The following is a 17,698-nucleotide window of genomic DNA, read 5'->3' as shown; positions in this document are numbered from 1 at the left end:
AGCAAACGGCTTTGTGTCGAACGTTGGTTTGCTAATTTATGTCTTTGAAAGCAGCGTCTTCGAAAACCACATCCCCTCTTAACACTGTCATCAACACCTGAGTCTTGGCTATTTGTCTTGCCGATACTGTAGTGATGTCTTTGTTGAGAATCGCGAAGTCCGCTGATTTCCCAACCTCAATAGACCCCGTGACGTCTTCGATACCAAGGCTCTTTGCTGCATTGAGCGTGTAAGCGTCGATAGCTGTGTAGATATCAGTTAGGCCTGTTTTACCCATGATTAAGCTATTTGCGATTCCAACTAGAGGGTTGATGTCGTGTACGTTCCAGTCACTGCTCAAGGTGATATTGGCATCAGTCTTAAGTATCGCGTCTAAGTTCATCATGGCTTTGGCGCGGCGAGCACCAAGGAAAGCTTCGGCCCATTGGTGTTGATGTTTGGCTACGTCATCGGAACCGACTTGGAAGTCCGCCGAGGCATTGAGCTGCTTGAAGCGGGGAACGTCTTCATCATTGATTAACTCTATGTGAGTTAGGGTATAAGGCTTTTGCGAACCTTGTTTACGCACGCTTTCTATCGCATCAAGAGATTCACGAACGGCACCATCACCAATCGCATGAATGTGCGCACTAAAACCGATTTTATCGAGCGCGGTTAGCCACTCTTTCATCTGTGCTGGTGGAATATAGTTTAGGCCATTGGGAGACTGTGGCAGATAGGTATCTAAATAGGGCGCGAGTGTTTTTGCTGTACCGTTAATGAAGATGCCATCGCTGTACATTTTTACCTGATCAACGAGCAACAGACGGCTTTTATCATCGGAATACATCTTCTCGAAGACTTCTAATTGAGAGGGTATCGCCATTGATGGGTAAACCCAAGGGCGTAATGACACGCGAGCCGTCAAATCTTGGTTTTGTTCCGCTTCTAGCCAAACGTCGTACCAACCTCGTTTCCAATACATCCGGCCGTCACCAATGGTGGTAATGCCGTGCGCAGCGGCTTCTTCAAGACCGAACATTAACCCTTGGTAGCTTTGTTCAAAGAGCTCGCTTTGGCTGTTCCACGCCATCTCCATAATTTGGTCGCCAGCGTTATCTAATAAGATGCCATTGAGCTTGCCGCTGTCTTGGTCTTTTAAATAAGCGCCACCTTGTGGGTCAGGAGATTGTTGGCTGATTCTGGCTATTTTTAAGGCTTTCGAGTTGACCCACATCGAGTGAGAAGTTTGCTCCATAAACACCACGGGGCGATCAGGGAAGATGCTGTCGATGATCTCAAGTGGTGTGTATTCAGAGTCGCTGTCGAGTGTCGATTCCAAAGAAAAGCCATAACCCATCAGCCAGCCTCGACCATTGGTTTCGGCATTGATTTTACACGCTTCTAAGTAATGGATTTGCTCTTCTAATGTGGCTTCAGAGTCTAGTTCGCAATTGCCACCCAGCTCTGAGGCGGCTTCAAACACATGGTTATGATTATCAATGAACCCCGGCAAAACAAAGGCATTCTCCAAGTCGATGACATCGGTACTCTGACCTTGAAAAGATTGCGCCTGAGCGTGGTCACCGATGAAGATGATCTTGCCTTTATGGGTAACGATCGAGTCTGACTCGCGATGCCCATATATGTCGGCATTGGTAAAGATCTGGTCTGCGGTTAGGCTTTGAGAAAAAGCCGATGGCACAGAGACTAGGCTAGCGAATAATGCAATCCATGCAGTGCGTGGCAAAGTGAGCTTATTGTTCATTGTTATTTATTCCATGTTCCACTGTTTAGTAAGTATAGAAAGCGAGTGGTAAGAATCATATCGCGGATTTTTAATAATAAAGTGTCCATAGTTGCTCTCCTGATTAAGTTAACTTGCCGTATATTTTGTGGTGACTCCGACTCAATATCGAACATCAATGAAACACCATTGATTCATTCGCAGACTAAACAATTCACATAAGATTCTGAATAAATTACAGTTAGGTGAACTTTAAAAATGGATTTAACGTATTACCAAGGATGTAAGTTTATGTTTTCACAAGGTTTACTCGCATTACTAATAAAAACAAGTCGAGGTTAGGATGAAAAAAATATTATTGCTGCTTAGCGTGATCTTATTGGGTGGTTGTGTCGGCATGCCCGAAACGGTTAAGCCCGTTCAACAGTTCGAGTTGGATAGATACTTAGGGAAATGGTACGAAGTGGCTCGTTTAGACCACTCGTTTGAGCGTGGCTTAGATAACATCAGCGCGGAATACAGCTTGCGTGATGATGGTGGCGTTAAGGTGATTAACCGCGGCTATTCGGCGGAAGATGGCGAATGGAACGAAGCGGAAGGCAAGGCGTACTTTGTTGAAGGCAGCGAACAAGGCTATTTGAAAGTGTCTTTCTTTGGCCCTTTCTACGGCGCTTATGTGGTGTTTGAGTTGGACAAAGAGAATTACCAATACGCGTTTGTTTCGGGCCCAGATACCGACTACTTGTGGTTACTTTCAAGAACACCAGAGGTTGCACCAGGAGTGATGGAGAAGTTCAAAGCGATGTCTAAAGAGCGTGGCTTCAATACTGATGAATTGATTTACGTTGAGCACGGTAAATAAGCTGAGCGCGCTAGGTTAACGACAGTTGATTGAGAAAAAGGAACAGATGATGAGTGCATCTGTTCCTTTTTTATTGGTTTGGTTTTGTATGAACTAGCCTTGTCGACGAACCTGCAACACGCTGAGCACCGATAGTGAAAGGAAGAACGCCGGATCACTCCAGCCGAAGCCAACAAATATTCCTGTAAATGCCGCATACAATGTGATGATGGCGCCGAGCATATTTGTAACCACCAAGCCTTGGATGAGCTTTTTAGCGGACAAGCCAGGTTCAATGTCTCTAAGCAGCCAGCTTATTGCAGCGATACCACCCAAAAATATACTGGTGTGTTGAGAGAGAAAGTACGCGTACTTATCATTGATCTCTACGCCGTACATGGGCCACATTACCGTTGGGATAAAAAACAGTGCGATGGCAAACCCTGCGTAAATAATGCCGTGTAGGCTAAGAAAAGTTTTGTTGTTCATTACGTATCTCTCTATTTATTACTTAGCTATTCAGTATCTTTGTTGTCATTCAGCGAATGAACAAGTTTGATTAACCGTTGATTGGGCCTTTATTAATGGTAGTTAATGGCTGATTGACGTCAAAAATCACACCACGCACTTCTTCAACCCCCATCTCTTTTAAGCGAGCGCTATGCATCGCTAGGTACGTCTCTGCACTGAGTTGGTCTTCAAAAAGGTAGACACCACCGCCCAGTTTTTCTGCTTCGTTCTCTGTCCAAATTTTCCAGATCATGCCCGGTTCGTTGTTAATAGACTTTGCTAGGTCAACGAGTGCGTTTGACATCTCTTCACCAAATGGGCCGCTAAATTCAAAATCGACTTGTAATAATTTCATGGTTATTTCTCCAAACAGTTACTTGGTATTGCGCTGAGACTCATGGTCATTTCGCAAAACATAGGAGGCTTGATTGCCTGTTGAAATAGATATTACCTGTAAAAAACAGACAGAAAAGTTCATAATATAGTTATTAACTGTCAGGATTTTAGACCGATGAGATTGAAAACCACCCTCGACCAATGGCAAACGCTTTACGAAATTGACCGTGCAGGCAGCATTCAGGCGGCGGCAGTGCAATTGAACAAGAGCCATACCACGCTGATTTATGCGCTGAGAAAATTGGAGGACCAATTAGGCGTGACTTTAGTGCAGGTTGAAGGGCGTCGGGCGGTATTGTCGGAGGATGGGAAATCACTGTTGCGGCGTGCAAGCAGTATGTTGGAACAAGCTCGCGAGCTAGAGTTGATCAGTGAACAGCTAGCGAAAGGTGTTGAGTCTGAAATTGTGGTTGCTGTTGATCACTTGTGCTGCCTTGAACGCCTTTATCAACCGATGGCTGCATTTTTGACGGAGAACAACACCACATCGATACAAGTGATTGAAACGTCTCTGTCTAAAACAACCGAACTGGTGACTCAAGAACTGGCTGATGTGGCTATCATCAACTTGCCTATTACTAATTACTCAGCCGAAGCCTTTGGTTTTACGATGATGGAGCCAGTAGTTGCTAGCTCACATCCGTTAGCAAGTGCCGTTTCAGTGTCGTTGAATCAACTGTCGTCTTTGCCGCAAATTGTGGTGCGAGATTTAGGTGCTCAAACTAGTCAAGGCAGCAAAAAGCAAGGGAACAAACAGGATGTGGGCTGGTTGAAGTCGAGTCAGCGTATTACGGTGGACAATTTCGACCATGCGTTTGGCGCGGTAGAGCAGGGAGTCGGGTATTGTCGACTACCAAAGCACATTGTTGAAAGCCGAGGAAGTGACAAGCTCACCGTGTTGAATGTCGAAAATGGCAGTGGGTATCACGTTCCGCTGCACCTGACTTTACCAAAAGGAGCCAAGACAGGCCCAGCTGCTAAACGTTTCTATGAGTTACTTCTTGAGTCAGCTTCTAATGTGAGCTAACGGCGACATGAACCTTGAACGATTAACTAGGGGCCTTGAACGATTAACGAGGCTGATTGCCGTTTAAGAACAGCGCGACACATTCGCGAGTGTAGTGAAGTCTTTCTTCTTCAGATTCTCCGCTATCGTGTCCGAAGAATCCCCAATATGCCGATTTGCCGTGAAACATCAGCAACAGTTGGCGTGCTGCAATAACTGGCGAGCTTGATGTCGACAGTGTGAGATCACCAGAATCTATTTTCGACTGCAAATAATCAGCAAGTAATTTGGTGGTTTTCTGAGGCCCAGTTTCTAAATAGATAGAGGCGATCTCTGGATGCGTATTCGCTTGGCTAATGGCATTTTGAAAGGTTTGTCTAGATTGTTCATCAAGTAATAAATCCTGAAACTTCACACCAAACTTCACCAACTCATCACCCACCGCAGCATCCATATCAAAGGCTGCAGGACTGAGTTCTCGCTCCGCACACTTGGTTTGCATGCAGGTTTCGAAAAGTTCGTCTTTGTTTTTAAAGTGAGAGTAGACCGTTTGCTTAGAAACGTTCGCTGCTTTGGCTATCTGATCCATATTGATCTTGAAGCCATGTTCAGAGAAAAGTTGGCTGGCTGCGGTTAAGATCTGCGATCTCTTCTGTTCACTCTTGATGATTTTAGTCACGTGCTTGCTTCTCGTTACCTAGTTTGTCTCGTTGCTTAGCGCCTGTTGGTGCTCAGTTCTATGTGTCTCGTTTTACGCTAAGCATTATGCTTTTTGTGATGCTTTTATCAATCATTAACGATGAAACTTATTTTTAACACAATCAAACTAGACAGTCTAGTTTGATTTGGTTAGTCTAAAAAAAGAACATAATTGAGTACCGCATAGGAACAGTACGTATGTATAAATTGATGAAGGGAAGCGCAGTGGCAGTGGCGTTGTCGGCTTTTCTTGTTGGATGTGGCGAAAAGGAACAAGCCCAAGAGTGGGTTGATTCAACCGCTGAAACGGCATCGAGCGTCCAAACCATTTTAACCGTGGAAACGATGGCCTTGGCGCTCTCTTCCTCTTATGCAGTGCAGCGTGAATATGTGGGTGTGGTTAAGGCGGGTCAGCAGGCTAATTTAGGTTTCGAACTGGCGGGAAAAGTAAACGAGATTCTGGTGGATGTCGGTGACACAGTCACAACGGGTCAGCCGTTGATCAGACTGGATAACCAACTTTTGGAAACCGAGTCTAGCCAACTGAAAGCGCAGGCTGAAGAAGTCAAAGCCCAATTGAGTTTGGTAGCAGCGAACCTTAAACGTCAACGTTCATTGAAAGCGAAAGGCTTCAGTGCCGAAGCTGAGATTGATTCGTTGACCAGTGAGCAACGCGTATTGCAGGCGAACTTGCTGCGTATTGATGCCTCGGTAAAAGGCAATCAATTGAAGCTGGTGAAATCGACAGTTCGTGCGCCATATTCAGGGACCATCGCAACACGCTTTGTCTCGCTTGGAGATGTAGTGAATGTAGGGAATCCAACTCTTACACTGCTTGCCTCTGAAGGGAAAGAAGCCTTGATCGGTATTCCTGCCCATCAAATGAAAAAGGTTACTTCACTTTCCGCCCCAAGTATTCGCGTCGGGCGAGATGAATTCGCTGTGAGCCTGTTGAATCCGGGCGCAATGGTCGACACACAGTCTCGCAGTGTCGGTTTGCGTTACTTGTTTCCTGAACAATCGTCGGTGTTAGAAGGGCAACTTGCCTATTTGAAATTTGATGAGCAGATTGATGACCAAGGCTACTGGGTGCCATTAACGGGTTTGATTGATGGATTGCGCGGTGTGTGGAACATCTTTGTGATTGGTGAAGACAACAAAGTTGAGCGCCGAAGTGTTCAGGTGTTGTTTGCCAACAATCAACAAGCGTACGTGAGTGGGGCGATTGAAGACGGTGAACAAGTGATTGCCAGTGGCTTACATCGTTTAGTTCCTGGACAAACCGTGAAGCCAGCAAGCGTGACTGCTGAATAGGAAATAGCATGAAAATCATAGAGACTATTTCCAACACTCGACTGCTTATCTTAATGACAGCACTGCTGATGGTGAGTGGTATTTCTGCGTTCATGACGTTGCCACGTGCAGAAGACCCAGTAATCATCAACCGTTACGCGAACATCACAACCAGTTTCCCCGGAGCCAGTGCCGAGCGTGTTGAAACCTTGGTAACAGAAGTTATCGAGAACAAGCTGCGTGAGCTGAGTGAAGTTAAACTCGTGAGCTCAACCTCAAGGCCGGGCGTGTCTATTGTCACCTTAGAATTGAATGACACCATCACCGAGCCTGAGCCAGTTTGGTCTCAAGCTCGCGACAAGCTATCTGACATCGAATCCATTTTGCCTGCGGGCTCTCATTCTCCCGATCTCGACAGTGATCATACCTATGCTTTCACAACTATCGCATCTCTAACCTGGTCTGGTGCAGGTGAACCTGACCGATTAACACTCGGGCGCTATGCCAAAGAACTTGCTAAGCGACTAAGAACTTTGTCGGGTACTGAATTCGTTGATGAATACGGGATGCCACAAGAAGAGATTCAAATCAGTTTACGTACGGCCGATGCCGCTGCCTTAGGGCGTTCAAGTGCCAATATTGCTGAGTCGCTCGAAGGGGCAGACGCCAAGAACTCCGCCGGCGAGTTAGTGAGTGCTTATTCTCGCTTTGGCTTAGAAATTAAATCTGAACTCGATTCTATTGAACGTATTAAGCAAGTGCCAATAGCCACTGATAGCAAAGGTCACATCATCCGTATGGAAGACATTGCTTCTGTGAGGCGTGGTGAGAAAACCCCGCAAGACCAGATTGCCATTATTGATGGTGAGCCGGGTGTGATTGTAGCGGCAAGAATGCATCCTGATCTGCGAGTTGATAATTGGACGTCGCGAGCTAATGCTCTGATTGGTAAATTTGAGCAAGAGTTACCAAGTAACGTTAAGGTGACAGTGCTGTTTAATCAGCAAGGTTATACCGAGACTCGCTTAGACGATTTAGGCAAAAGCTTGATGATCGGTTTCGGTCTGATTTTGATTGTGCTGTTTGTCACTTTAGGCGTACGTGCCGCGATCTTAGTCGCCATTTCTCTGCCGTTAACCTCATTATTGACCCTGTCGATCATGAAAATGACTGGTGTACCGATTAACCAAATGTCGGTGACAGGCCTAATTGTGGCGCTCGGTATCATGGTTGATAATGCGGTGGTGATGGTCGATACCATTCAAGCTTATCGCTTGAAAGGACAACAGCGCGCTGAAGCGACCATGAATGCATTGAAGCATTTATGGGTGCCGTTATTAGGCTCAACCTTAACTACCGTGTTGGCGTTTGCTCCGATTATCTTGATGCCGGGTGCATCGGGTGAGTTTGTGGGGGGAATTGCGATTACCGTTTCTTTCTCATTGATCGGCTCTTACATTATCTCGCACACCTTAATCGCAGGATTGGCGACCAAGCTACTGCCCAAGCAACTCAGTGATGTCGACAAGAAAGGACAGCACCATTGGTACATGACGGGTTTGAGAATCCCGGCTTTGACGCGCTGGTTCTCATCTTCTGTCCGCTTTGGTGTCACGCATCCAATCATCACGATTGCTTTGGTGTTGTTGGTTCCGTTTACCGGTTACTGGAGTATGTCTCAGCTGACTGAGCAATTCTTCCCGCCATCAGACCGAGACATGTTTGAGATTCAGGTTTATATGCCGCCGCAAGCGAGCATTTATGCCACTAAAAACACCTCTGAAAAAATCGACGATATCATTCATCGTTACCCTGAAGTGGAGCGTATCGATTGGCTCGTGGGTGCAAACTTCCCATCCTTCTATTACAACCTGCAAGCAAGGCAAAATAATGCGCCATACTTCTCGCAAGCCATGGTGAAAACAGAGAACTTTGACCAAGCCAATGCGCTAATTCCACAGTTGCAAAAGGTGTTGGATGAAGAGGTGCCGGAAGCACAAATCTTGGTACGTAAGCTTAATCAAGGGCCTCCATTTACCGCGCCCGTTGAACTGCGGGTGTATGGTGAAAACCTCGATACGTTAAAAGCGATTGGTGAGGATGTGCGATTGATTTTGGCGGGTGTTCCTCATGTGACGCACACAAGGGAAACGCTGCAACCGGGTACGCCGAAGGTGTGGTTGAAGGTCGATGAAGATACCGCGAAACTCAACGGTATTTCATTGAACCAGTTCGCAGGTATGCTGCAAACTACTCTGACAGGTCGTGAAAGTGGCTCTGTGATTGAAGGCAGTGAGTCGGTACCAATCCGTGTTCGTGTGGCAGATGAGGCGCGTGAGAACTTAGCGCATTTAAGCAATATCCGTTTACCAATCAGTTCAGATGTCTACTCGACAGGTATTAACGTATCGACACTGGCCGAACTTGAATTGACGACCAGTCGCGGCGCGATAACCCGCCGAAATGGGCAACGTGTGAATACCATTGAGGGCTACATTGAAGCAGGAGTCTTGCCTCAAACCGTGCTTAATGAATTCCAAAAACGCCTAGCAAGCTATCAGATGCCATCGGGTTACACGATTGGTTTTGGTGGCGAATCCGCTGAACGAGATAATTCAGTCAACAGCCTTATCTCGAATGTCGCCGTTGTGGTGGTATTGATGGTGTTGGTGGTGGTGATGTCGTTCAACTCGTTCCGAATGAGTAGCATTATCTTCATGGTAGCAGGATTGGCTGGTGGGCTAGGGCTGTTATCGGTGTGGATCTTCGGTTATCCGTTCGGCTTTACGGTGATCATCGCCATGCTCGGCATTGCGGGCTTAGCGATTAACGCGGCCATTGTGATTCTGACGGAATTGAAACTCGATAAGCAAGCCTCATCAGGCAATGTGGACGCGGTCGTTGAGGCAGTGATGTCGTGTACTCGCCATATCAGCTCGACAACGATTACAACCGTTGGTGGCTTTATGCCATTGATTATTGCTGGTGGCGGTTTTTGGCCTCCATTTGCAGTCGCGATTGTCGGCGGTACAGTATTAACCACGCTTATCTCGTTCTACTTTGTGCCTGTGGTTTATCATTTGATGACTAAAAATCAGCGTAAAAACATAGTGACTCAAGCTGCGTAACTGTTTTTCAATTTAAGTGCTCTTCAATTACCCATAATCGAGCCGTATCTGGTTCGATTATGGCGTTGTTCTCTCACTAAATTCATTCCAACTACCCTTCAAAAATATCACTAAGCCAATCTTCAAGTTGCTCTCGTTTATCTTGTGGGCCATTGATGATCACCAAACCGTTTAGTGTCGCGTGATCCCAAGATATAGTGCCAGTTGCTAGCGCATCGAACACATCGAGTTCAGTAATTAACAGTAGATCTTCTTCAGTAGGCAAAGTATCTCTACCTGACACATCGACATCCTTCTCAAGTTTCACTTGGCTGTAATGACCTTTGATTGCTTCGAATAAGTTGAACTCAATTTTGCTTGGGTGGGGTTTCGCAAGCGCGGCCTTGATGGCAAAGACTCGAAAGTGATCCGGCTTATTGAGGTTGTTGAATTCATCGTCTTGTCTGGCTGTAATGACGTTGCCAAATACCTCGAGTGAACCGGGCTCTGTCACCAAACTAAATCCGGTATCTTGGTGAAGACCACAGGCAAACGTGAGTGAAGAGGTAAGTGAAAGAATCAGAGCAAATCGTTTTAACATAATGGTTATCGAGACCTATAACAGGGTTAAGAATCTGACGGCAGAAGCCGAACCTGACGATAAAAAAAGGGACCACAAAGGGTCCCTGTATTTGTTTGTCGTCCATGTGAAGCGGTCAGCGTATTGGTTGATAGTGTGTTAGTGATTGTTTACTAACACGCTATCATCGAAGAGCTATCATCGAAGAGCTATCGCCGAAGAGCGACCGTTCGAACTCGCTATTAGCGAACGATTAGCATGATCTCTTCTGGAGTCATTGGCTTATCGAAGTAGCTCATGAATTGACCGAAGCCTTTGATGTCGCCGTTCGAGAACTTGAATGCACCAGACTGTAGGTTGCTACCAATCACTTGTTGAGCGTTTGGACCCGCAATCAAGATTTGGTTCAGTACTGCACGAGTGGTGTCGATTTGAACGTCTGCGCCTTTTACTGCTTCTTCGTGTAACTGAGCAATACCGTTACGGATTTCGATAGTGAATGCTTCGTTCGTATCAGAGAAGTTGTACGTTAGCATCATGTTCACGTCTAACGAGTTTTCTGCGATAAGCGTTGAAGTCATCATGTCGAAGATCTGCTTACTTGGTAGCGCAGTAAGCACGTCAACAGAAGCGAAGCTGATCATGTTAGAGAAGTCACGTTTGTTCTCTAGTTCAGCCGCCGCGTTAAGCGCCCAGTTACGCCAGTTGATGTTCACTTGGTCTGCAGCCCATGCTTTGTAAGCTTGTGCTTTCATCTCGCGAGCTTCCATATCTTGCTTGTTTACCGTGATTGGGTAAGAAAGAATTTCTGCTGCAAATGTGTAGTTTTCAGCCTTAATTGCTGCTTGTGCAGTCGTAAGGATGTTCTCACGGCCGCCCATGATCTCTACGAACGCTTTAGCACGTTGCTCGTAAGCCATTGGCTCTAATTGCCATGGATCTGCTTCGAAGAAACCGTTGTAACCAACGTAGATCTGACGAACAGCATGTGCAACGGTACCGTAGTGCTCTCCTAACCAAGGGTGCTCAGCAAGGTGCTTAGGAAGTTTAACGACTTCAACTAGCTCGTCCGGCGTCATACCTTTGTTCATGTAACGGATAGTTTGGTCATGCGTGTATTGAATCGCATCACGGTAAGCCGTTAGTACGTCAGCTACCGCTTCTTTACCTTCAACTGGACGACCGTGAGAGTTAATCATGATCTCAGTGTCGAACTTACGCATTACGTCGATGCCCTTGAACCACATTGATGGGTCACGGAATTTAGTACCACGAATAGTGTGAAGATTAGGGAAGTTCTCTCCTTGAAGTACTTCCGCAGCGTGCAGGATTTTCTGATCTGGGAAGTAAACCACTAACTCATCTTTCGTTTCAGATGGCACGTTCTCAATGTGCATTTTCACGCCAGCGATTTCGATTTCGATGTGGCTTTGGCTTGGTACAAGGAGGTTTGGTTCGATGAACGAAATAGCACCTTGCATGAAGCGTGGGCCAAGGCCGTCATTTACTGTACCGTGCTCACCTTCTTCTACGTGCTTAGCACCTGTGTAAGAAGTGCGGTGACCAAATAGAGTACCTAGGTTTGAAGACCAGTTAGCCACTGCAGCTGTTAGGCCTTCTTCAGCGATGATTTTTACTTCACCTGATGCTACTTCTTCGTCAGTAACCCATGCACGCACGCCAGAGATGTGGTCGATGTGGTTGTGAGAGTAGATGATTGCTTTAACCGGTTTGTCTGTGATTTGACGGAACTGCTCTTTAACCGATTGAGCCATTTCTACTGACTCGCCTGGATCAACAATGATGATGCCGTCAGTACCTTCAATCATGACTGGTGTGTCTAGACCGAAGCCGTAACCAAGGTAAATATTGTCATCTACTTGGATGATAGCTTGGTCCATTTTACGACCATGCTTGGTTAGGATTGGATGAACGTGGTCAGATTCTGCAGTGTAAGCTAGAGAATCGCCCGTTTTAGAAACAACCTGGATACGTTCGCCTTTACCCCAGAACATGTTTGACTTGTGTTCGAATAGAACCTCGCTTTTGTAGCGTGCATCAAGATCGATGTTTTGGTATTGAGCTGCGTTTGCCGTTTGAAGTTCTTGGCCTACTTTCGATACTGCTTCAACAGTGGGTGTTGCTGATGCAAAACCAGAAGCAAATAGAGCGCTTGCGATAGCAACAGGAAGAGCCATTTTTTTGAATGTATTAGTCATGATAGTGACCTTATATTTGGATACAGGAATTGGATTTCTTGACTCAAATAATAGAGAGGGTAGAGGTCGCTATCTACACGCTAATAGTATTTCAACATATCGCTTTTGCGATGATTGGATTATCATTGATATTGTTTTTTCGATTTATATCGGAGGTTAAATTAGGAAGATTGGTTTGTGATAGATACAAAAATGCCCTGAAAACTAGGGCATTTCTTAAAGAACTAAAAGTAATATTTTCGATTATCTAAGTGCTTACCAAGCTCCTAAGTAAGACTTGTAAGATTGCAGGCGAACTGTTGCTGCACCGATAACATCAATGAAGCCCCAGAACGGATGCGGTTTCTCAGCAGAAATCCAAGCCGCACCAGCCGCACCAATTGGGATATCGAAACCTTCTGGTTCGATGATCTCAAGAACGATGGTACGGCCTAATCCGTTACTATTTCTTACAACGTGTTGACCAACACTCTGTGGGCCTTGAAATGGAGAAATAGCCGCTTCGCCAGTACCGGTTGTGAAGCTGTGTACTTTTGCTCTGAACACGTGACCTGGGTATGCATCAACGAAAAACTCTGCGAAATCGCCTTTTTTAACATATCCGTAAGTTTGATCAGAAACTCGCATTTCTAAAAATTTCTTGTTGGTGTTGTAAAGGTGCATGTTGCCCATGACTGAACCTTCGGCAATGTTGACAATCGCGACTTGTCCATCAAACTCAGCACGAATCGTCTTTTTCTCTTGCGCCCAGTTCACTTTTTGAAGATCGGCAACCAATGAATTAAGTTCAGCGTTCATTACACGTAGGTCAGAATCGTATTTCTCAACATCACGCGCATTAAAGATTTGCGGTGATGTTTCAGCACGCTCAAGATCTCGTGTCATCTGCTTGATCTGTTCTTCCTTCTTAACAATGGCAGATTCGATCTTTGCTTTGTCAGCTGCAGAGTTAATGTCGACGAGTGTGTAAAGTACATCGTTTTCTTTTACTCGTTGGTTGTGGTCAACATGGATTTCATCAATTTGTTGGCCAAATACAGGCGACATTACCGCGTGTGGTGCTTTTACTGTGGTTGAGTTCGTTAAATCAACCGGCGCCCACAAGCGAGAAATAACCGCCAATACCGCAAGAATCGTTACGCCGCCAATGGCAGCCCACGTGTAGTTTTTGAAGTTCTTCTTCAGTGCGCCTGTCGCAAACAGTGACCATACAATTAGGATGTATGGAATCATCATCTCTTTCATTATGCGACCTCTTTTTCTGTAGGGGATGGTTTTGTTGGAGTCTTTTCTTCTGAAGCCTGTTCTTTTGAAGGCTGAACTTCTGAAGACGGTTCTACTGGAGACTGTTGTGTTTGAGACGGCTCTGTTGCCGATTTTTCAGGTGATACGTGGACTGCGGCTGCCTCTGAATTGGTCGCGTCTTGTTTAGGCTGCACACCACGGCGAATGACATCACTCAGTGATTGACCAATATGTTTCCAGTTCGCTAGCGCGATAACCAAGGCGATAACCCAGAATGTTTTGCTGATGAAGAGCCCGCAAAGTGACAGTGCAAACACGATCTGTACGTGAGCGCTTTTGTGTTCTTTTGCTTTATGCACACCCAGTTCATGCAACTGCCACATGCCGTAAACACCGGCTAATACCACAGCAATGGTCACCGAGAACAAGTAACCAGAGAAGTACTCCATCTGGAAGAAGTTCATCATCATTTCATTGGGATGATTGTTGAATTGAGACATGTCGATGTCTTTAGAATGGATAGTGCCTAACGGTGCAAGAGCCCATGCACCAGCAAACATTACCGCCATAAACAGGCAGAATTTAATCAAGACCATCACAACGGCCCAGATTTTCTGGAAAATGATTTTTATAAAGTTCATATCTCAACCTACATCAATAAGAAGAGAGAATTTGCAGCCTAGAAGTCACCTTTAATGACATCTTAAAAAGTAGATGTCTATTATGTGGGTAGATTAGTGCTCATAATAAACAAAAGTAATAGATGGATATTTAAAGTGATATTGCACAGTCCAGACAACCGATTCTCGGTATCAAGAAGCGAATATGCTTCTCTACAAATCAATCTTTATTATTTGTTAGCAGACGTAAATGAAATGGCTATGAAGCGTTCGAATTAATATTCGCGCGGCTTTCTAGCGACTGTTTTTATTACGTGTATTACCTCGACAATCGAGGGGCTCTTCCATGACAATTGACATACCAAAGTAAAACATTTGTCAGTTTTCTATTTGGGCTGGTGATTGATTTGTTAGCAGGATAATAGGAAGAGTTTTGACCAGTATCTACCCAGAATTACGATTTGATAATATCGTAATTACGATTAGTAGTTATAACTCTAAATCGGTAAAGTGATTTATTTGAAAAGGCTCATATACAGATAGAAAACATTGTTCATTAACTTGGTTTGGATCATAGAAGTCGATGAAAAGTACTAAAAAGACTGGCCTAAAATATTGAATAAATTAGACCAGCTCTAGGGAGGATTTTAATCGATTATTTGAACGGGTTTAATGTAACAGGAGCAATAAAGAATTTTAGGTTCCAATCTGGTGCATATGGCACATACTCAGCTGGATTGGTCGTATTAACATTTGCGTCTGGTTTCATTACGTAATATTGAAGTTCTACACCCCAACGAACAGGCATCGGTCCAATCTTAAACATATCGATATAGCCTAACCCGACAGGTACAGTAAATTGGTCGGAACCATCTTTTGTCCAATCAATTTGAATATTAGGCGTCATACCAATTAACGCGGTGTTGCTGACACGATAGTTTAAGAAGTACTGGATGTCCGCTTGATTGGTTGATTCAGTAACGCTGTCGCTACCGCCTACATCCCACCATTGCTGAGCTAAGAAACCAACGTTCCAGCTTTCAATACTTGCTGGGTTACCGGTTTCTTTACCAAGGCGAGCGACCATTGCCGCAGGGCCTACTTGCCATTTATCTTGGGTTAAACCATCAGTACCAGTTGGCATGATCACCGTTGGACCAACACCCCAAATCCAGCCGTCATCACGGTTAGGCGCTGCCATTGATAGAAAGACGGTGTCTCCCATGCCATTTGTACGACCTTCAAAGAAATCACCGTCTTCACGGTCACCTGGTGAACTGTAGTGGTTGGCTACCAGACGGTTCACCAAGTTCCATTCGCCATCCATGATAGGAACAGGCATTACTGGTTGAAAGCTGAAACGGTTTTGCATTTCATGGTGGCCATCTTCTTTCTCAAGAAAGGTGTAATCATTCTGAGTGATTAGCATCCATACGTCAGATACCGGGTTAGCCGATTTTTTTGCGGCTTCCTGAACTGAGAGTTGTTCCTTTTCAGCCAGCGCAGAACCAGAGTAAGCGATAGCCGCACCGCTTAAGAGTAGGGAAATTATTTTAGTGTTTTTCATATTGATACCGAGGGTCATTATTTTGGTGCCATTGTAGTATTCACAAAAGGAATGTATATGTACCGAACGGAAACTCAGTGTCATGTAATTTGAGACAATGTTGTGGTTTCAAAGCGCGTTGCATGAAGTACGCCCCATTATTAAAGGGCTTACGGAGAAGGGAGGGCTTTATTGTCTCAATATATGAAGATTTATTGAGGGTTGATGAGTGTGAGTAAAGTCTGGTTAATATGCTATTTATTAGCAAAATAATCGATGCGTTATACCTTTAATAAATGTTTTTATTGACGATATTTAATCGTTTTTACGATAGCATGGTGTTTATGGTCGCCTAACGAGTAATGATATATGAGCAACGAAATCCCCAATTTCAACCTACTTGCTGTGTTTTCTGCGGTGATGGAGCAGGGCAGTTTAAGTAAGGCTGCGGATCAACTCAGTACCAACCAATCGACCATCAGTACCGCGTTAGCCCGCCTAAAAAAAGAGATTGGCCAAGAGCTTTTTGTTCGTAAAGGAAGAGGTGTTACGCCTACTTCTTATGCTCAAAGTTTGTATGAACAAATCAAAACGCCGATTCATGAATTGAATGATGTATTTCAGTCGATGGCTAATTTTGATGAGCAATCCTCTGAACGTAAGTTTGTGATTTCTTCACCTGAGCACTTACAGTGGATTTTACTCAATAGTTTTGCTGCGCTTCCTAATCAAAATCTATCGCTAGAAGTCTTTGACCAACCAGACAGTGATGAGCGTATTTACGAAGACCTTTTGACTCAAGAGTTCGATGCAATGATCGATATTGTGGTACCTGAACACCCAAGCATTGTTAGTGAAACTCTATATGAAGGCGAGTTTGTTATTGTGTGTAGAGAGGATCACCCGAGAATCCAAGGTGAAATCAGCGAAGCGCAATTCATGAATGAAAAGCATGCCGTATTAGATAGAACACGGCGGAAAGTTCGCAGTTTAAATCACTACACATCATTGGATTTATCTAAGCGTAAAATCGTGTTTCACGGGCGCTCACTGTTCAGTAATATCTTGCTATGTAGCCAATCGGATTACATCACCGTAGTGCCTTTATCTATGGCTGTGCAGTTTCAAGAAAGGCTAGGTTTACAGTTGTTTAAGCCACCTTTTGAATATCAGCCTATATCTCACTATTTGATTTGGTTAAAGAAGCAGAATAATGACCCTGCTCATAAATGGTTCCGAGAACAAGTCATCAGTACATCAGATGCGATGTCGAAGACGCTTAAAGGTAGGCGTTTGCGGTTTTAATTGAGAGTCTAACTCGAAGGGAAGCATTGGCTTCCCTTTTTTGTGTCATTGAGTTCGTGCTAGTCATAATATTCATAACAAAAAATTATCACATTGAGAATTTTTGATAATTTCCTTAATTCCTCGCTAAATCGTATTATTTCACTCAGAGATTAGTGGATAACCTCCACTCAAAATCATAACGGCGCCATGCTTGTGGTGCCAATAAGGGTGAAATATGAAATTCCTACACACAATGATCCGAGTTGCTGATTTAGACAAGTCTATCGAGTTCTACACCAAAGTATTAGGCATGAAAGAGCTTGAACGCCACGAAAACAAAGACTACCGCTACACATTGGTTTTTGTTGGCTACGAACAAGGCGGCACGACTATCGAGCTAACGTACAACTGGGATACTAACGAGTACGAGATGGGCAGCGCGTTTGGTCATTTGGCATTGGGTGTGGAAGATATTTACGCCGCATGCGACAAGATCAAATCACTGGGTGGCAACGTCACTCGCGAAGCGGGGCCAGTAAAAGGTGGCTCAACGCACATCGCATTTATCACAGACCCAGATGGCTACCAAATCGAACTGATTCAACTGGGTTAATCGAGGATAT

At 44.8% G+C, this 17,698-nt stretch carries 15 protein-coding genes; 6 read left to right on the top strand and 9 right to left on the bottom strand.

Annotated features, from left to right (window positions below; translation table 11 throughout):
* Positions 1–31: 31 nt before the first annotated feature.
* Entirely contained in the window at positions 32–1,747 is a 1,716-nt protein-coding gene (locus ACED42_RS00700; RefSeq protein WP_102249536.1) for an amidohydrolase, read from the bottom strand.
* A 322-nt stretch (positions 1,748–2,069) separates the two neighbouring features.
* Between ACED42_RS00700 and ACED42_RS00695 the strand changes: the two genes are divergently transcribed.
* Positions 2,070–2,588 (top strand): lipocalin family protein, encoded by a 519-nt coding sequence (locus tag ACED42_RS00695; RefSeq protein ID WP_102249537.1) that lies wholly within the window; start codon positions 2,070–2,072, stop codon positions 2,586–2,588.
* Between the two features lie 93 nt (positions 2,589–2,681).
* Here ACED42_RS00695 and ACED42_RS00690 read toward each other — a convergent pair whose 3' ends face one another.
* On the bottom strand, positions 2,682–3,056 hold the full coding sequence (locus ACED42_RS00690; RefSeq protein WP_009847186.1) for a hypothetical protein: 375 nt from the start codon (positions 3,054–3,056) through the stop codon (positions 2,682–2,684).
* Positions 3,057–3,126: 70 nt separating this feature from the next.
* The gene (locus ACED42_RS00685) at positions 3,127–3,432 is read right to left on the bottom strand and encodes a monooxygenase (RefSeq protein WP_017101594.1); all 306 of its coding nucleotides are present in this window, start codon (positions 3,430–3,432) and stop codon (positions 3,127–3,129) included.
* A 156-nt stretch (positions 3,433–3,588) separates the two neighbouring features.
* On the opposite strand from ACED42_RS00685, the gene ACED42_RS00680 reads away from it, so the two are divergent.
* Positions 3,589–4,500, top strand: a complete 912-nt coding sequence (locus ACED42_RS00680; RefSeq protein ID WP_102249538.1) for a LysR family transcriptional regulator — start codon at positions 3,589–3,591, stop codon at positions 4,498–4,500.
* Between the two features lie 43 nt (positions 4,501–4,543).
* Here ACED42_RS00680 and ACED42_RS00675 read toward each other — a convergent pair whose 3' ends face one another.
* On the bottom strand, positions 4,544–5,158 hold the full coding sequence (locus ACED42_RS00675; protein ID WP_004736309.1) for a TetR/AcrR family transcriptional regulator: 615 nt from the start codon (positions 5,156–5,158) through the stop codon (positions 4,544–4,546).
* Positions 5,159–5,376: 218 nt separating this feature from the next.
* Here ACED42_RS00675 and ACED42_RS00670 point away from each other — a divergent pair, with 218 nt between their 5' ends.
* A complete protein-coding gene (locus ACED42_RS00670) occupies positions 5,377–6,492 on the top strand; it encodes an efflux RND transporter periplasmic adaptor subunit (RefSeq protein ID WP_102249539.1) in 1,116 nt (371 codons plus the stop codon).
* An 8-nt stretch (positions 6,493–6,500) separates the two neighbouring features.
* Positions 6,501–9,599, top strand: coding sequence for an efflux RND transporter permease subunit (locus ACED42_RS00665; RefSeq protein WP_371700961.1), 3,099 nt, complete (start codon positions 6,501–6,503; stop codon positions 9,597–9,599).
* A gap of 91 nt (positions 9,600–9,690) precedes the next feature.
* Here ACED42_RS00665 and ACED42_RS00660 read toward each other — a convergent pair whose 3' ends face one another.
* The 5 genes from ACED42_RS00660 to ACED42_RS00640 all read right to left on the bottom strand — a co-directional run bounded on the left by ACED42_RS00660 (position 9,691) and on the right by ACED42_RS00640 (position 15,827).
* On the bottom strand, positions 9,691–10,179 hold the full coding sequence (locus ACED42_RS00660; RefSeq protein ID WP_102548248.1) for a hypothetical protein: 489 nt from the start codon (positions 10,177–10,179) through the stop codon (positions 9,691–9,693).
* Positions 10,180–10,400: 221 nt separating this feature from the next.
* On the bottom strand, positions 10,401–12,377 hold the full coding sequence (locus ACED42_RS00655; RefSeq protein WP_102257821.1) for an alkyl sulfatase dimerization domain-containing protein: 1,977 nt from the start codon (positions 12,375–12,377) through the stop codon (positions 10,401–10,403).
* A 255-nt stretch (positions 12,378–12,632) separates the two neighbouring features.
* Positions 12,633–13,622 (bottom strand): efflux RND transporter periplasmic adaptor subunit, encoded by a 990-nt coding sequence (locus ACED42_RS00650; RefSeq protein WP_371700959.1) that lies wholly within the window; start codon positions 13,620–13,622, stop codon positions 12,633–12,635.
* Positions 13,622–14,263 (bottom strand): magnesium transporter, encoded by a 642-nt coding sequence (locus ACED42_RS00645; RefSeq protein WP_371700958.1) that lies wholly within the window; start codon positions 14,261–14,263, stop codon positions 13,622–13,624. The genes ACED42_RS00650 and ACED42_RS00645 overlap by 1 nt, the downstream gene beginning before the upstream one ends.
* Positions 14,264–14,897: 634 nt before the next feature.
* The gene (locus ACED42_RS00640; protein ID WP_017096898.1) at positions 14,898–15,827 is read right to left on the bottom strand and encodes a hypothetical protein; all 930 of its coding nucleotides are present in this window, start codon (positions 15,825–15,827) and stop codon (positions 14,898–14,900) included.
* A gap of 330 nt (positions 15,828–16,157) precedes the next feature.
* Here ACED42_RS00640 and ACED42_RS00635 point away from each other — a divergent pair, with 330 nt between their 5' ends.
* Entirely contained in the window at positions 16,158–17,093 is a 936-nt protein-coding gene (locus tag ACED42_RS00635) for a LysR family transcriptional regulator (protein ID WP_371700956.1), read from the top strand.
* Between the two features lie 217 nt (positions 17,094–17,310).
* Positions 17,311–17,688, top strand: a complete 378-nt coding sequence (gene gloA, locus ACED42_RS00630) for a lactoylglutathione lyase (protein ID WP_017101600.1) — start codon at positions 17,311–17,313, stop codon at positions 17,686–17,688.
* Positions 17,689–17,698 lie beyond the last annotated feature (10 nt).

Origin of the sequence: Vibrio sp. FF145, from assembly GCF_041439075.1 — a bacterium.
GTDB classification, from domain to species: Bacteria; Pseudomonadota; Gammaproteobacteria; order Enterobacterales; family Vibrionaceae; genus Vibrio; species Vibrio tasmaniensis_A.
Note: the sequence above shows the minus strand (reverse complement) of the source record. Positions and strands in the feature narration are given on the sequence as shown.

Bases quoted from the DNA above. Each gene is read 5' to 3' on its own strand.
- ACED42_RS00700 (WP_102249536.1), bottom strand. From the start codon at position 1,747: ATGAACAATAAGCTCACTTTGCCACGCACTGCATGGATTGCATTATTC.
- ACED42_RS00695 (WP_102249537.1), top strand. From the start codon at position 2,070: ATGAAAAAAATATTATTGCTGCTTAGCGTGATCTTATTGGGTGGTTGT.
- ACED42_RS00690 (WP_009847186.1), bottom strand. From the start codon at position 3,056: ATGAACAACAAAACTTTTCTTAGCCTACACGGCATTATTTACGCAGGG.
- ACED42_RS00685 (WP_017101594.1), bottom strand. From the start codon at position 3,432: ATGAAATTATTACAAGTCGATTTTGAATTTAGCGGCCCATTTGGTGAA.
- ACED42_RS00680 (WP_102249538.1), top strand. From the start codon at position 3,589: ATGAGATTGAAAACCACCCTCGACCAATGGCAAACGCTTTACGAAATT.
- ACED42_RS00670 (WP_102249539.1), top strand. From the start codon at position 5,377: ATGTATAAATTGATGAAGGGAAGCGCAGTGGCAGTGGCGTTGTCGGCT.
- ACED42_RS00665 (WP_371700961.1), top strand. From the start codon at position 6,501: ATGAAAATCATAGAGACTATTTCCAACACTCGACTGCTTATCTTAATG.
- ACED42_RS00660 (WP_102548248.1), bottom strand. From the start codon at position 10,179: ATGTTAAAACGATTTGCTCTGATTCTTTCACTTACCTCTTCACTCACG.
- ACED42_RS00655 (WP_102257821.1), bottom strand. From the start codon at position 12,377: ATGACTAATACATTCAAAAAAATGGCTCTTCCTGTTGCTATCGCAAGC.
- ACED42_RS00650 (WP_371700959.1), bottom strand. From the start codon at position 13,622: ATGAAAGAGATGATGATTCCATACATCCTAATTGTATGGTCACTGTTT.
- ACED42_RS00645 (WP_371700958.1), bottom strand. From the start codon at position 14,263: ATGAACTTTATAAAAATCATTTTCCAGAAAATCTGGGCCGTTGTGATG.
- ACED42_RS00640 (WP_017096898.1), bottom strand. From the start codon at position 15,827: ATGACCCTCGGTATCAATATGAAAAACACTAAAATAATTTCCCTACTC.
- ACED42_RS00635 (WP_371700956.1), top strand. From the start codon at position 16,158: ATGAGCAACGAAATCCCCAATTTCAACCTACTTGCTGTGTTTTCTGCG.
- gloA (WP_017101600.1), top strand. From the start codon at position 17,311: ATGAAATTCCTACACACAATGATCCGAGTTGCTGATTTAGACAAGTCT.